Annotated in this window: 12 protein-coding genes; 10 read left to right on the top strand and 2 right to left on the bottom strand. The window is 40.7% G+C overall.

Going from position 1 to position 14,156, the window contains the following annotated elements; genetic code table 11:
• The first annotated feature begins 1,021 nt into the window (after positions 1 to 1,021).
• Positions 1,022 to 1,591 carry an SF0329 family protein gene (locus PBAT_RS21835; RefSeq protein WP_068652797.1) on the top strand — a complete coding sequence of 190 codons (570 nt, stop codon included), beginning with the start codon at positions 1,022 to 1,024 and terminating at the stop codon, positions 1,589 to 1,591.
• 92 nt (positions 1,592 to 1,683) lie between these two features.
• Here the strand turns inward: PBAT_RS21835 and PBAT_RS21830 are convergent, their stop codons facing one another.
• Positions 1,684 to 3,069 (bottom strand): MFS transporter, encoded by a 1,386-nt coding sequence (locus PBAT_RS21830; protein WP_068652796.1) that lies wholly within the window; start codon positions 3,067 to 3,069, stop codon positions 1,684 to 1,686.
• 113 nt (positions 3,070 to 3,182) lie between these two features.
• On the opposite strand from PBAT_RS21830, the gene PBAT_RS21825 reads away from it, so the two are divergent.
• The 9 genes from PBAT_RS21825 to PBAT_RS26450 all read left to right on the top strand — a co-directional run bounded on the left by PBAT_RS21825 (position 3,183) and on the right by PBAT_RS26450 (position 12,857).
• Positions 3,183 to 4,067 (top strand): LysR family transcriptional regulator, encoded by an 885-nt coding sequence (locus PBAT_RS21825; RefSeq protein WP_068652795.1) that lies wholly within the window; start codon positions 3,183 to 3,185, stop codon positions 4,065 to 4,067.
• Positions 4,068 to 4,548: 481 nt separating this feature from the next.
• Positions 4,549 to 6,348 carry a sensor histidine kinase gene (locus tag PBAT_RS21820; protein ID WP_068652794.1) on the top strand — a complete coding sequence of 600 codons (1,800 nt, stop codon included), beginning with the start codon at positions 4,549 to 4,551 and terminating at the stop codon, positions 6,346 to 6,348.
• Positions 6,349 to 6,356: 8 nt separating this feature from the next.
• On the top strand, positions 6,357 to 7,490 hold the full coding sequence (locus PBAT_RS21815) for a response regulator (RefSeq protein WP_068652793.1): 1,134 nt from the start codon (positions 6,357 to 6,359) through the stop codon (positions 7,488 to 7,490).
• 121 nt (positions 7,491 to 7,611) lie between these two features.
• A complete protein-coding gene (locus tag PBAT_RS21810; protein WP_068652792.1) occupies positions 7,612 to 7,977 on the top strand; it encodes a LytR/AlgR family response regulator transcription factor in 366 nt (121 codons plus the stop codon).
• A gap of 442 nt (positions 7,978 to 8,419) precedes the next feature.
• On the top strand, positions 8,420 to 10,855 hold the full coding sequence (locus PBAT_RS21805; RefSeq protein ID WP_068652791.1) for an S-layer homology domain-containing protein: 2,436 nt from the start codon (positions 8,420 to 8,422) through the stop codon (positions 10,853 to 10,855).
• Positions 10,856 to 11,240: 385 nt separating this feature from the next.
• A complete protein-coding gene (locus PBAT_RS25440) occupies positions 11,241 to 11,408 on the top strand; it encodes a hypothetical protein (protein WP_157091346.1) in 168 nt (55 codons plus the stop codon).
• A gap of 70 nt (positions 11,409 to 11,478) precedes the next feature.
• Positions 11,479 to 12,384, top strand: a complete 906-nt coding sequence (locus tag PBAT_RS21800) for a hemoblobin-interacting domain-containing protein (RefSeq protein ID WP_420848818.1) — start codon at positions 11,479 to 11,481, stop codon at positions 12,382 to 12,384.
• Between the two features lie 111 nt (positions 12,385 to 12,495).
• A complete protein-coding gene (locus PBAT_RS25435) occupies positions 12,496 to 12,735 on the top strand; it encodes a hypothetical protein (RefSeq protein ID WP_068652789.1) in 240 nt (79 codons plus the stop codon).
• Complete coding sequence (locus PBAT_RS26450; protein WP_084403306.1) at positions 12,705 to 12,857, top strand: S-layer homology domain-containing protein; 153 nt, start codon at positions 12,705 to 12,707, stop codon at positions 12,855 to 12,857. Before PBAT_RS25435 ends, PBAT_RS26450 begins: the two co-directional genes overlap by 31 nt.
• A gap of 99 nt (positions 12,858 to 12,956) precedes the next feature.
• Here PBAT_RS26450 and PBAT_RS21790 read toward each other — a convergent pair whose 3' ends face one another.
• On the bottom strand, positions 12,957 to 14,039 hold the full coding sequence (locus PBAT_RS21790; RefSeq protein WP_068652788.1) for a branched-chain amino acid aminotransferase: 1,083 nt from the start codon (positions 14,037 to 14,039) through the stop codon (positions 12,957 to 12,959).
• Between the last annotated feature and the right edge of the window lie 117 nt (positions 14,040 to 14,156).

Raw genomic sequence — 14,156 nt, 5'->3', positions numbered from 1 at the left:
ATTGTAGTCTATATCGCTACATTTTGGGTACTGTAATACCCCATAGTGGGAGTCCGAGTATGGTTAGTTACACATCATAAATAGTTCAACAATGACCCCTAAATATCTTCATATTTTTATATTGCTAATATATTTGAACATATCTCAACTGGGACAGCGCATCGCTTGCAACGATAAGGACAGGAGTGCGATTCCCCTTGGCCACCAACACGTTAAACACAAACGGCAGAAAGGCCGTTTTTTTGTATGTTTTGATTTTGTTGGATCATACCATATATGCGGAGTGCATAGTAAGGCTTGAATGAAAAGTCACAGCCAATTAGACTGTATCTTAGTGTTGTGGAAGAGGGTTGAAAAGGTTATCAAATATGTTTAGGAGGTATCCTAAATGACAAAACAACTTCTTTAAGAAAAATACTGATAAGTACATTATTCTTGCTCTTACTATTTTTATTAGTGTTCAATGTATATCAACACAAAACACTTACTTCTGAAAGAAAAAACAATATAGATATGGTTGAATATTATATTAGAGAACTTGAAGTAACCCATACTAACGTCTTCGCTATGGCTGGTAGTACAGAAATTTTGGAGTACATTAAAGATCCAGTTCATTTAAGCGAAATGAGGGTATTCAAATTTCCGAATTCAATTATTTAGCGGTGTCAAAATATAAACAGTTCCTTCCCGACGGTAGTATATTAACAATGCATTTAATATTATATGGATATCTATCGGAGCTTCGAGCATATTAAGCTTTTCTTGAAAGTAATGACAACATACCTTATGAAGATATTAACCAGATTGCGACAGATATGATTGATTTACAGACGATTTCAAGTTTGCTATTTGAAAAATATAAAAATAATGATTTTCAAGTGTATCAATTTCTAAAGTTGTTTTAGAAACGGAAGGGTGCTTGTATTTAGCATTTAGTATGATTGATGTGTTGGTTATTGTATTATGGAGGATAGAACGACTGCCACAATAGGTATTTGTAATATACAACATAGGAGGATATATGTCCTGGAGCAAATTGAAGCAACAGCTAGAAAGCTTTCTCAGTCCTGCGTTAAAAGGAAGGTTCGAATACACTTCAACCAGTTACCGTTATTTACCTGATAAAGCGGGAATTTGTTATATTTCCGTAGATAAAAGGAACATACTCAATATGAGAGATACAACGACCTTAATCAGATGGTATCAGACGGATCTAGAAATTAAGAATGATTCAGATATCCAAATTCCGATCAAGAATGATGACATTGAAGCGGTCAGACAAGATACTAAGGGGACCGTTCCGGAGGATCGCCTAATAGTAATTGCTAGAAGTAGAAAAATATCAGAGTATGCAAAAGAGATTTTGTCAGCACAGTCATCATTATGTAAATCTAACTTTAACGTGGTAGCTACTAAGTATTTATCTACTTCTATAGAGGATAGCTTAGAGAGCAATGATATTTTATTAAATATTCTAGCTTTGGTGGACAGACGAGTTGGAAAAAAGAGAATTTTAAACATGAGAGAGACGATGAAGTTAAAGCATCCCATTGTGCAGTATTTTTATGAATTACGACTTAATACGTTGTGAAAATAAATAACGCATTCACCTCCCAAACGGGAGGTTTTTGGTGCACAATGATTCATACCACACCATGGTTTTTAGCTTTAAACTTGTTGAACCTAGGAATCCTGCAATTGCCCTGATTCCAGGCGCCGCCGACTCATGAATACCAAAGACAATGCAATAACTGTGAGGATAATCCCAAGCAATTGAAATCCCTCGAAGCTGAACTCGCCTCCCATTACGATACCTATCAATAATGAAGAGAGAATGGTTCCAAGGTATCTTGATGTATTAAATAATCCTGATGCTACACCGATTATTTCTTTTGGAGAACTTTGGAACAAGGCTGCTTGCATACCTACATTGTTCAACCCGTTGCTAATACCGAATGCAGCCAGAGCCAAACATACGCTGATAACCGGTGAAGTTTGGTTCAACGTCACGAGCCACACGGACCCAAATGTCATCAGAATTGCAGACACTAGCAGTGCCGGTCTGGGTCCTGACTTATCGATCCAGCGTCCTGCTATTGGTGAAGTAACTAGCGAGCACAAGCCTAAACTTAACATGAGAATCCCTGTTTGGAACTCGCTGACATGACGTACCATTTGCAAATAGGATGGAATCCCAAAAAAGAGAGAGTAATAAAGTACGTTCACAAGCATGAATTCCACATTAACCCAAGTCATCGCTGGATATTTGGCGAATGTGCGTAAAGGAATAAAGGGTGCTGTCGCTTTTAACTCATGTCTTATGAAAACCGCAAGTAACACGAGGCCTACCAACAAGGCAATGACATTTCCTAATGAGATATGCCCAGATGATTTTGCTGAGAGTAATCCTAGGAGCAGGGCAACAAGCCCAGTTGTGAAGAGTAGGATTCCTAACACATCAATCAAATCAAACCATTTACGATAGGACAGACCCAGTGCAACGGATGTTGACGGTTCATCCTTAGGAATATTTCTCCAAGATAATAGAAAGCTCACCACAACGAATGGAATATTGACGAAAAAGATAGCAGGCCAGCCCCACCAGTGAATGATGACTCCTCCAATAAAGGGGCCTATTGCTGCGGCTCCGGATAGGAATATGGATAAAACGGATATCGCAGTCGCTTGTTTCTCCGTAATATGAATTCGCACTAGGGCCATTCCAACCGCAACCATCATGCTTGTTCCGATGGCTTGCACAATGCGGAACACAATGAGCCACCCAAAGGTTGGTGATAATGGAGCTAATAATGATGCAATGAAGGCTACAACAAGCCCGGTAAGAAATATCTTCCTACGACCGAATAAATCGCTAGCCTTTCCCATGACAGGTTGAGCGATAGCACTTGCAATGTAGAAAGAAAAAATAATCCAAGAAACACCTGTGAAGTCAAGTTGGAACACATTTTTCAGACTTAGAATAGCAACAGAAACCATTGAAGAATTTAATGGGTTCAATAGTATCCCAAGACCCACTGAAATCATTAACCACCTGCTGTGAACACTCATTTTTATCCCCCCAAAAATCTTATTAATGTCATCGTACATGAAATCAATTATTCATTCCAACGCATTACATGTTATAATCTCATTGACTTGAGGGAATGAATGGAGGGCACGAAATGGAACTTCTTCAATTGCAATATTTTCTCACGGTAGCTCGTTTGGAACATATGACCGAAGCTGCACGAAATCTGCACGTTACTCAATCATCACTAAGCAAAACGATACAACGCTTGGAGGAGGATCTAGGGGTCCCTTTATTCGATCGAATTGGGAGGAATCTACGATTGAACGAGTTCGGAAGTAGCTTCCTACGCCGTGCAGAAAGGGCTTTGTTTGAATTGGAACAGGGTAAGCAAGAGCTTAGTGATTTATCCAGTCCGGAACATAGCACACTCGAATTAGCAGTGACCACCGCAAGCGTGCTTCCGAATATCCTTAGAGAGTTTCGGAAAAAGCGGCCCCATATCCAATTTCATGTGCAAATGCTGACCACGCAGGAAATGGTTACGCTTCTTCATAGAGGTGAAGTCGATTACTGCTTGTCCTCACCTCCTATACAAGGGGATGATATTGAATGCCAAATCGTGTTCATCGACCCAATCCTTGTAGCTGTTCCGGAGGGGCATCGGCTGGCAGACCGAAGCAGTGTATCATTGGCAGAACTAAGGGATGAATGGTTTGTCGGTGTAAAGAGAGGTTATGGTACTCGCGATTTAGTGGACTCTGTATGTGAATCGGTTGGATTTGTACCTAAATATGTGTATGAGGGAAATGAACCTGCAAGGTTAAGCTCTCTTGTAGAAGCAGAAATTGGCATAGCCTTCATACCAAGTACAGCAAAGAATGCACGGGAACGTATCAAATATCTTCGAGTGGAGAATCAAGAATTGGTACGGGAGATCGCTTTGTTATGGCATAGGAGTCGGTACATTTCGCGGGCTGCACTGGAATTTCGTGAGGTGGTTGTAGAATGTTTTGGGGCGTTATCTAAACAGTTGTAACAGTACATAGATCGGTTTAAAAAAAGAATCCTTCAGTAATTAATGAAGGATTCTTCGGCGTTTTCTAAGCAAAGAGGACACCAGAAATAATATATGATGTAAAAAGCAGATGTAGGAACAATCAGAAAAACAACGGATACGATAGTTCGAAAAGATAAGAACATCTTAAAGTTTAAAAACCAATAGTAAACATTAACATAACCAAAAAGAGTCCCCGCCTCCTACTTGAAAGACATAACTAGTAAAGAAAAAAATATCGAATTTTATAGAATGGTGGTAAAGTAAGTGATTAGTAGAACTTACATAAAAAAAGTGATAGAACGAATTTGATCATTTTAAAGGTTTTTTGGCTACAACTTGCGTCTTTAGCAACTCAGGAATAGCCCTTTTTTCGGTTCGCAATCAAGTGTCATTTTTTTGAGTAGACAGCCTTATCGTGGAACAAGAATAACAAAATATGATAAGTGGAGCTAGTTTAAGAATGAATTACAACCTGTATTTATCAGTTCTCCTAATAATCGCTACCTGCGGCACCTTAAGTATGGTCGTTCTCTCATGGAAAAGAAGAGAGCTTCCAATTGCAATTAGTTACGGATTGGGTATGTTGGCTGGCGCATTTTACACCTTCGGATATGCTTTTGAGATTGTTAGCCCTACTTTGGATCTAGTTCGTGTCTGGCTTCGCGTAGAATATATTGGGATACCCTTTGGTTCTATGATCTGGATTATTATGGTATTGCAATATACAGGCCGTCAAGCGTTTATACGCAAATGGGTTGTTGCATTGCTGATGGTCATTCCCATTACTACGCTTGTGGCTCATTATACGAATGAGTCGCATCATTTATTTTATAAGAGTATGACGATGGATAGTTCAGAGAACTTCCCGCTGGTTTCCTTGATTAAAGGACCATTGTATTGGGTACATGTGACGAATTCATATACCCTATTTATAATAGGTATGGGGTTATTGATCCAAATGTATCGTAGAGCGACACCTCGGATGAAGAAGCAAATTGCATTTATGATCATAGGCTCCTGTGGACCCTATGGTGGTACATTTATCTATTTAAGCGGTGTTACCAACCTATCTATTGATTTCACGCCATTTGGATTTCTTTTCTCAGGTGTGTGCTATATGTGGGGGATTTATCAGTTTAATATGCTGAGGATGGCTCCCTTTGCTATGCAAAAGGTATTTGAATCGATGCAGGATGCGGTCATTGTACTGGATCTGGATCATTGCATTGCCGGTTTTAATCAGTCGGCAAGTCAAGCAATTGAAGGTTTAAATCGTAATCATGTGATCGGGCAGCCTGCGGTACAGATCTTCTCCTTGTACCCCAAGCTTGTGGAGAGGCTTGTTCAGCAAGGACCAACCTCGGATAACAAAATACAAATTACTGGAAAAGTGGATGCGAAATTCTATAATGTTCATTTATCGCTTATTAGCGACAACAAGCAAAAAATCGTTGGTAAAATGCTTTTGTTAAGTGATGTAACGGAACAAGTTCACAACGAGGAAGCACTGCTATATAAATCAAGACAGTTGGCAGAGCTGAATACATTCAAGGATAAGATGTTTAATGTAGTCGCCCATGATATCCGCGATCCTCTTGCCGTGCTCATCAACCTGATGGAGTTAATGGAGGAAGAGATGAAGACTTGTGGTGAGAGTCATGATGAAATCGTCCATGAAATGGGGCATCAAATTCAGAATACATTTACATTAGTAGAAAGCTTACTAGAATGGTTTCAGAGTCAGAGGGGCGGCATGGTGTTTAACCCGGTTATAAGGGATTTAGCACATACGGTTCAGATGAATATACGATTGATACAAGTTCGCAGCGCGGGCAAAAATATTAATATTATATCCGAAATATCGGATAGTCTCTATGTGTTTGCAGATAAAGAAATGCTAGATTTAATTATCCGTAATCTTCTATCTAATGCGATCAAATTTACGGAATATGGCGGTAGCATTCGATTAAAAGCCGAGCATGCGGAGGGCAAAATAATAGTCTCTGTAAGTGATACAGGATTAGGCATACCGGTCGACCAAGCCGAATCCTTATTACAGGAAGCCTACCCAGTCTCATCTTTGGGAACAGCTGGAGAACGAGGTGTCGGGCTGGGACTCACCCTATGCAAGGAATTTGTTCGCTTAAACGGAGGAGAAATTTGGTTAGACAGTGCGCTTTCGCATGGTAGCACCTTCTATTTCTCCCTTCCGGCACCTCCAGTAGCAACGGATCAATCTGAACATCAGGATGGAAGGTGAGAAGTCGTATGAAGGTTGTTATTATCGATGACGAGAAGGGCATGCATATCATTATGAAGCGAATGCTTGGCAAAGTGGATGATGTCGAGATCGTGGGGGTCTTCCAGGAAACGTCGTCGGCCTATACGTTTCTCATGACCCAAGACGTGGATTTGATCTTTATGGATGTTAATATGCCTAAGGAAAGTGGACTTGAGTTCGCTGGGCGGTTAAGAGAAATCGGCAGACAAATGAAAATCGTGTTCGTTACCTCACATAAAGAGTATTCACTTCCTGCATTTGATGTATATGCATTTGATTACATAGTAAAGCCCGTTAATCAAGATAGGCTGTATCATACTGTGAAGCGGGCGCTTTCCGAAATGCCGTCAGCTAAAGATTCGGTGGAACAGGATTTGTCCTCTAAGCGAGTCCTATTTAGTTGTCTAGGCGGTATGGAGATTCGAAGTACTCAGAACGTGTTGGTCAAATGGAAGACTAGCAAAAGTGCCGAGCTTTTTGGCTATTTGTTAATACATAAAGGTAGACATGTGTCCCGAGCGAGAATTATTGAAGATATGTTTGGCGAAATGCCTCTAAAGAACGGTGAAACCTACCTTAACACAACAGTCTATCAGCTTCGTAAATTGTTGGATAATTATGGGCTCAAGGAAATCCTACATTCCAGCAGTAGCTATTATGCATTAGATCATAGCCAGGTCGATGTCGATTTCATTAGTTTTGAAGAAGGCTGCAAGCGGATGGCTGTAGTGGATGATACCTGTATCGAACAGGCACTTGCGCTTGAAAAGCGTTACACCGGGGATTTATTCGGCGATCGTGTTTACCCTTGGGCTCGGAGTGAGGTCGAACACCTATCGTTAATATATACATCCTTTACCCAGCGGTTATGTGAGGCTCTATTAATCAGAGGTGATACGCAAACCGCAATCCGACTATTAATGAAGCTGATCACCCGTAACGAGCTAGAAGAAGGAACAATGATGCTATATCTGAGGGCCTTGGCTCTGACGAAAAATAAAGAAGCATTGAACCGACAATATATTCAATTCGAGGAAACATTCTATAGAGAGCTTGGAATAACTCCATCTCTCGAAGTATCTGCATTATATAGGCATCTGATGTCAGAGCTGGACGTATAGAATACGCTTAGATGAAGAGCCCTTCATATGAAGGGCTCTTTTTGGTACCAAAGTTTGTCATTCTGCTGTCATTGGGGCTGGTTATACTTTAGTTCTTGCAGCAGTTGAGGAGGGATATAATTTGAAGGTCGTCATTATCGATGATGAGTTGGCCATGCATTTAATCATGAGACGAATGCTCGCTAAGGTAGATGAGATCGAGATTGTGGGAAGCTTCCAGGAGACTACGACTGCATACTCATATTTGGAGAATCATGAGGTGGACTTAGTATTTCTAGATATAAGGATGCAACGAGAGAATGGTATCGAGTTTGCCAAGCGATTAAGAGGGAGCCACAGACGAGTGAAGCTAGTATTTGTCACGTCCTATAAAGAATATGCATCGGCTGCATTCGAAGTGAATGCCTATGATTACATCGTGAAGCCCGTTGAGCAGGGCAGACTTCACAGAACTGTGTTAAGAGTACTTTCCGAAGCGGGGACTTGACCAATGGCTCCTTGGACTATTTTGCCGAAGTTTGTCATTCTGTTGTCATTGGGGTTTGTTATGCTTGTCTTAGTTACGAATAGTATGAAAATTTTGAAGGGGGAAATGGTGTACAAAGTGTTTATAAGAAAGGAATTTCCATCATCTTAGTGATGTTGATGGTAGTAGGTGGATTGAATGGGTTGTTTGCTGCGGTTGGCTTCGATGTGCAGCAGCATGCTGAAAAATAAAGATTATAGTATTACGAGGTATATCTAAAATTTTACACCTCCCCCCAAAATCGGGGATATGTTATTTGTAGATGCAGTGTTAGTATGAAAAAACTTTTCAAGGCGGAAGGTAGTGGATGCGACAAAATTTTTAAATGGAACATCTCGTATGTTAACGCATGCTTTAACTACAGCATAGCGACAATATAAATAGATTCAGCGGAGGTAACTACATGATAAGAAATGGTTCAAAGCGTTTAGTATCAGTTTTCATGGCACTTATTTTAGTTTTTTCAATGTTTGGCAGTTTGGTTTCAGCGGACGGAGGTGCACCAACACCTGCTTTGACAAACGTAATTAATTATATTAACTTTGGCCCATACGCAGGTAAGATTGTAAACTACAGTGATAATACTGGTACTGTAGATTTCTATCTACCGCCTGGTACTAATTTGGGGCAAACACCCTATTATATTAATCTTGGCATTTCAGATGGGTCCTCGATTTCTTATAATAATGGGGTCAAGGACTGGCCAGTCCCTGGGTCATATCCCTGGTATGTTTACAATCCTAACATATTCAAAGTAGCCTCTGGGGATGGGACATACCGGAATTACACGTTAAAGGGGTATGCTTCAGAATTACCTACTTCAAATGATCTCACGAGTTTCAGTATTAATGGGATTGTTGGGAAAATTAATAATGATACCGATAGTGTTGAGGTTACTGTCCCATACGGTACAGACTTAACCAACATTAAGCCTCAATTCAGTCACAACGGATTTTACGCTGAGATTAATGGGGTTGCTCAGAAATCTAATGTTGATGCTGTTGATTTTTCTTCGCCCGTACTTTATAAAATACACAGTGTATCCGATGCGAGTACTCACGATTACTTGGTGACTGTCAACGTACTTCCCCATATGACGCTAACTTTAACCACGGACAAGGCTTCCTACAAACCTGGAGAGCCTGTTGTAGTTACTGTATCAGCTAGTGGTACTAACAATATCAACGAAAATGGCGTCAATAGGATTAAAACCACTTTGGAGTTCAATCCAACTGAGTTCTCTGTGGAGTCTTACATAGACGAGGATGATGAGTATACAGAGGGGTACTACAAACCGCTTGTAGCTACAAAAGATGCGTATATGAATACTCCATATATACTTAAAAGGTCATCGCCTAGTGAGAAGTATTTAATCTTAGACTTACATTCAGATATTCCTTTTAAGGATGGACCTATATATCAAGTAACTTTAGATTCTCTAGATACTTTAGGTAGTTATGTTGCTCCGCTAAGCATCTATATTGGTAATGTTTCCGCAGGTGGTGATTATATACAGGGGTCACCTATTATTGTTAATACCTTGGTTAATGTAGTGGCACCGAGTTCGGAGAAGCAGATAACCCAATTTTCATTGCTAGGAAATGAGGGGTCAATTAATCAGGATGATAGCACGGTAGATGTACGGGTACCTTTTGATACCGACTTAGATGATGTAGCATCACAATTCACTGTTTCTGCTGGTGCATCTGTCAAGGTAGGAACAATTGAACAAGTTTCAGGCACTACACCTAATAATTTCACGAGTTCAGTTACCTACACTGTTTACGCAGAAGATAAATCGTACCAAGATTACTTGGTTAGTGTAAGTCGTGCAGCAGTCATACCGACACCAAACTCATCGAAGGATTTAGGCACTTTCTCCATTCTGAATAAATCTGGGATTATCAATCAGACTGCTAAAACAGTAGATGTACTAGTACCTGCTGATGCAGATTTAACTGCATTAGCATCGCACTTCACTACTACAGGAGCATCTGTTAAGGTAGGAGATATTACACAGGAGTCTGATGTAACATTGAATAACTTTACACATCCTGTTACCTACACAGTTTACGCCGAAGATGAATCGTACCAAGATTACAAAGTTACTGTTAATCTTGCACCACCAGTGGTTGTTACTCCTCCAACTAGTAACCCATCACCGGGTCCGGGTTCAACGACTACTGTAACACCTACACCTACACCAGCACCAACGGCAATGCCTAAGCCATTCTACAACGAGAAGGTAAATATCGATGTAATCAAGGCTCTATTAGAAAAATCGAAATCTGCACCAGCAGTAACATTTAAGGATGTACCTGCAAATGCTCCAAATGCTAAAGCAATCGAGTTAGCAACCAAGCTTGGGATCATTAAGGGGAATACGGATGGCTCATTTCATGCTAATGCTACGATAACTAGGGCAGAATTTGCGACTATGTTAGTAAGAGCGCTTGGATTAACATCTGAAGGTGATTCCAGCTTTAAGGACATCAAAGGTCATTGGGCGTCAGGTACATTAGCAACGTTAAAAGCAAGTGGTATAATCAACGGTTACGTGGATGGAACGTTCAAACCGAATCAGACCATCACAAGAGCGGAAATCGTGGCTATGTTATCAAAAGTAATGCACACTACTTTAGTGAAGAATGAAAAGTTCAATGATGTGTCGGGTAACTGGGCAGAGGCAGAGATTGCTGCGTTATCCGATATGGGGATCATAAAAGGTTCAGCCGATGGTTCCTTCAAACCGAATGCGAATGCTACGAGATCCGAGTCCTTAGTTATGATTCTGCGGATGTTGAACGCAAGTCTTGGCGATTTACTAGATATAGAGTAGTAATCACATATCCGTTAGGTGCTGGTTAAACAGTACCTAACCTCAGATTATCGAGAAACCCCCGTCTTTGTATAAAGACGTGGTTTCTCTTTTTTTAAAGCCAATTCAGGCCCTAAGAAAGGGTGTCAGCTCTATGGCCCACCTCCAGGTGTATAGCAATCCTCTTCATATTCTGGGTACAGTACTCAGTATCGCTTGTTGTGTCATATTTCGAATTCCTCGTAAACGGAAATCCTTGTTTATGCGAGCCTACATCAAGATCTCTTTCAGACGCATCCCCCATTTGGGGGATATTTTTGTTGATGATTTAAACGTATAATAGCGACACAACGGCATAAATCGACAATCGGACACTAAATCAATTATTGATGAGGTCAGGAATCATTTGGGTAGGAATTTATTCCGAGCTGACAGCAGATATTGGTATGTTTCAAGGAAACAGTTTAACAATAACGGTTACACAGCGATCACGGTTACCTCTATTAATAATATTAGTGTAAATGTAGGAAATACATTTGCTGTTCGTATAGCTAAAGATCCAACAAGTGAATGAATAAAGACGATATCATACAAATAACACCGACTGTTATAAAAGAGGGAAGGAAAATAACATAGCGTGAGGCATTGATATTACGTTCACGGACGACTCAGGATCGAGTGGAGCGATTACAGAAGTGAAAGACGGAGCCGCTCTGCTCGTTGCAGAAATGAATACACAGTCGATGGAGGGGATCACCATAAAAGGCGGTGTGCTAACACCAGGTAATCATACTATCAATCTAACGGCAACCAATTATTATGATGTAGTGGTAAACCAATCAATGGGCCATGTGTATACAGGAGAAGGAGAAGGTTCACTAAGTCATCCTTATCTGATTGCAACCGCTGCTCAGCTCAATGAGGTCAGGTATCATTTAGAAGTGGGAAATCATTACAAACTAACAGTGGATATTGATTTGAACGGCTATGCAGATTGTGATGGATGGATACCGATAGGTGATATTAATAATAAATTTCAAGGAAACATGGATGGCAACGGTTTTATAATCACGAATCTAACGATTAATAGAGCAAATAGTGGATGTATTGGACTTTTCGGTTATACAGGTAGTAGAAGTTCAATTTCTAATTTGTCTTTGGAAAATATCGATGTGAATGGTTATTATGATGTAGGCGGCTTGGTTGGCAATAACAATGGAACAATCAATAACAGTTACACCATGGGGACTTCGAGTGGAGCGTATTGCAACATAGGAGGCTTGGTTGGTAACAACAATGGACTCATCAGCAACAGCTACAGCACTGGAAATATGAGTGGCATGTTTTATACAGGTGGATTGGTAGGGCTTAACGCTGGACTAATCAGTTGCAGCTACGCCATAGGAAATGTGGAAGGAACATCAAAAGTTGGTGGATTGGTTGGTTCCAACGATCAAGGAATAATCAACAACAGCTTCTACGACACAGAAGCAACAGGTCAGTCAGATAAGATACAGAAAAAGGTGAAGGCAAGACAACTGAAGAAATGAAGTTGTAAAGCACTTATGAATGTTGGGAGAACTTTTCTAACACATGGTCAATAGATCCGCTGATTAATAATGAATATCCCCATTTGAGAGATTTCTAACTCTATGTGACCTATGACGGCAACGGCAATAGCAATAATTCAGCCTCCACATTCATTAAAGTTAAAGGATGTACCTGCAAGTGCTCCAAATGCTAAAGCCATCGATTTAGCAGCTAATCCTCACAAGAGAGGAAATCGTGGCTATGCTTGCAAAAGTAATAAACATTCCTTTATGAAAAATGATAAGATCAAGGATGTTTCGGGTAACTGGGCAGAGGTGAGATGGATACGTTATCTGATAGGGGGATTATAAAAGGTTCAGCCGACGGGTCATTCAGACCGAATGCGAATGCTACGAGATCCGTGTCAAAGTCTTGGTTATTCACTAGACATAGAGTAGCTAACAGATATCACGCATACGGTAGGTACTGGTAAACAGTATCTACCGTATTTTTGTATTCCTTTTTAATGCTCATCTTCTATTATTCGAAAAATGGTAACTCGACTCATCTGGAGTAATTAATATGGGTACAGTTACCGCATATTAACTTCAGTCATCCAATGAAATAAGTCTGGATCTGAGCCATTTTGTATGCCTGTTAAAGTCTGATAAAGTTTGTTTGACAGTTCGCCTGTCTGACCATTCTGGATAACCAGATTTTGTCCATGCCAATGCAGTTCGCCAATCGGAGAAATGACTGCCGCCGTACCCGTTCCGAATGCTTCTTCCAATGTTCCTTCCCGGCTAGCCTCATACACTTTCTGAATCGAAATATCTCCCGAGACTACTGGGATGTTCCAGTGCTGCAATAATTGCAGGATGGAATCTCGCGTTATCCCATCCAAGATGCTGCCTTTTAGCGCTGGCGTATAGACGATCCCCTTGATTTTGAAAAACACATTCATGCTGCCCACTTCTTCGATATATTTGTGATGCACGCCATCCAGCCATAATACTTGAGCATAACCATTGTGCTTGGCATCCTCCTGTGCCATGAGGCTTGCTGCGTAATTGGCCGCTGTCTTGGCTTCGCCCATGCCCCCGATGACAGCGCGAACAGACGTTGATTCCACAAAGATTTTCACAGGGTTCAAGCCCTCCGCGTAATAGGGACCAACAGGCGACATGATGATAATAAACTGAAAATGTGAGGATGGCGATGCGATCAACTCAGGCTGAGTCGCGATCACAAAAGGGCGAATGTACAGGGAGGTTCCCGACCCACTTGGAATCCATTCTTGATCAATGGAGATCAGTTGTTTCAGTGCATCGAGCGCGAAGCTCTCGTTGATCAGAGGAATGCTGAGTCGCTCGTTCGAACGGTTTAATCGTTGCATATTTTTTTGCGGCCTAAATAGTAAAATTCGTCTATCCTCGGTTTTGTAGGCTTTCAATCCTTCAAAAACAGTTTGCCCATAATGAAATACTTTGGCAGCGGGATCCATAACAAGCGGTTGATAAGGAACAATCCTTGCATGATGCCAGCCTATCTCTGTCGTATAATCCATCATAAACATATGATCCGTAAAATGAATCCCAAATCCAAGTTGATCCTGTGCCGGTTTTGTTTTCTTGGCTTCTCTCCGCTCTATGTGTATATCCAAATGCTGTTCCATCCTGATCATCTCTCCTTCGTTCCTTAATAATGTGTGGAATATTAATACATTTAATAATTGAATCCTACCATGTCATCAAATATACTTGAAATATCTATTAAATTTGCTTTACATACC

Source organism: Paenibacillus antarcticus (genome assembly GCF_001637225.1).
GTDB lineage: Bacteria > Bacillota > Bacilli > Paenibacillales > Paenibacillaceae > Paenibacillus_AQ > Paenibacillus_AQ antarcticus.
Note: the sequence above shows the minus strand (reverse complement) of the source record. Positions and strands in the feature narration are given on the sequence as shown.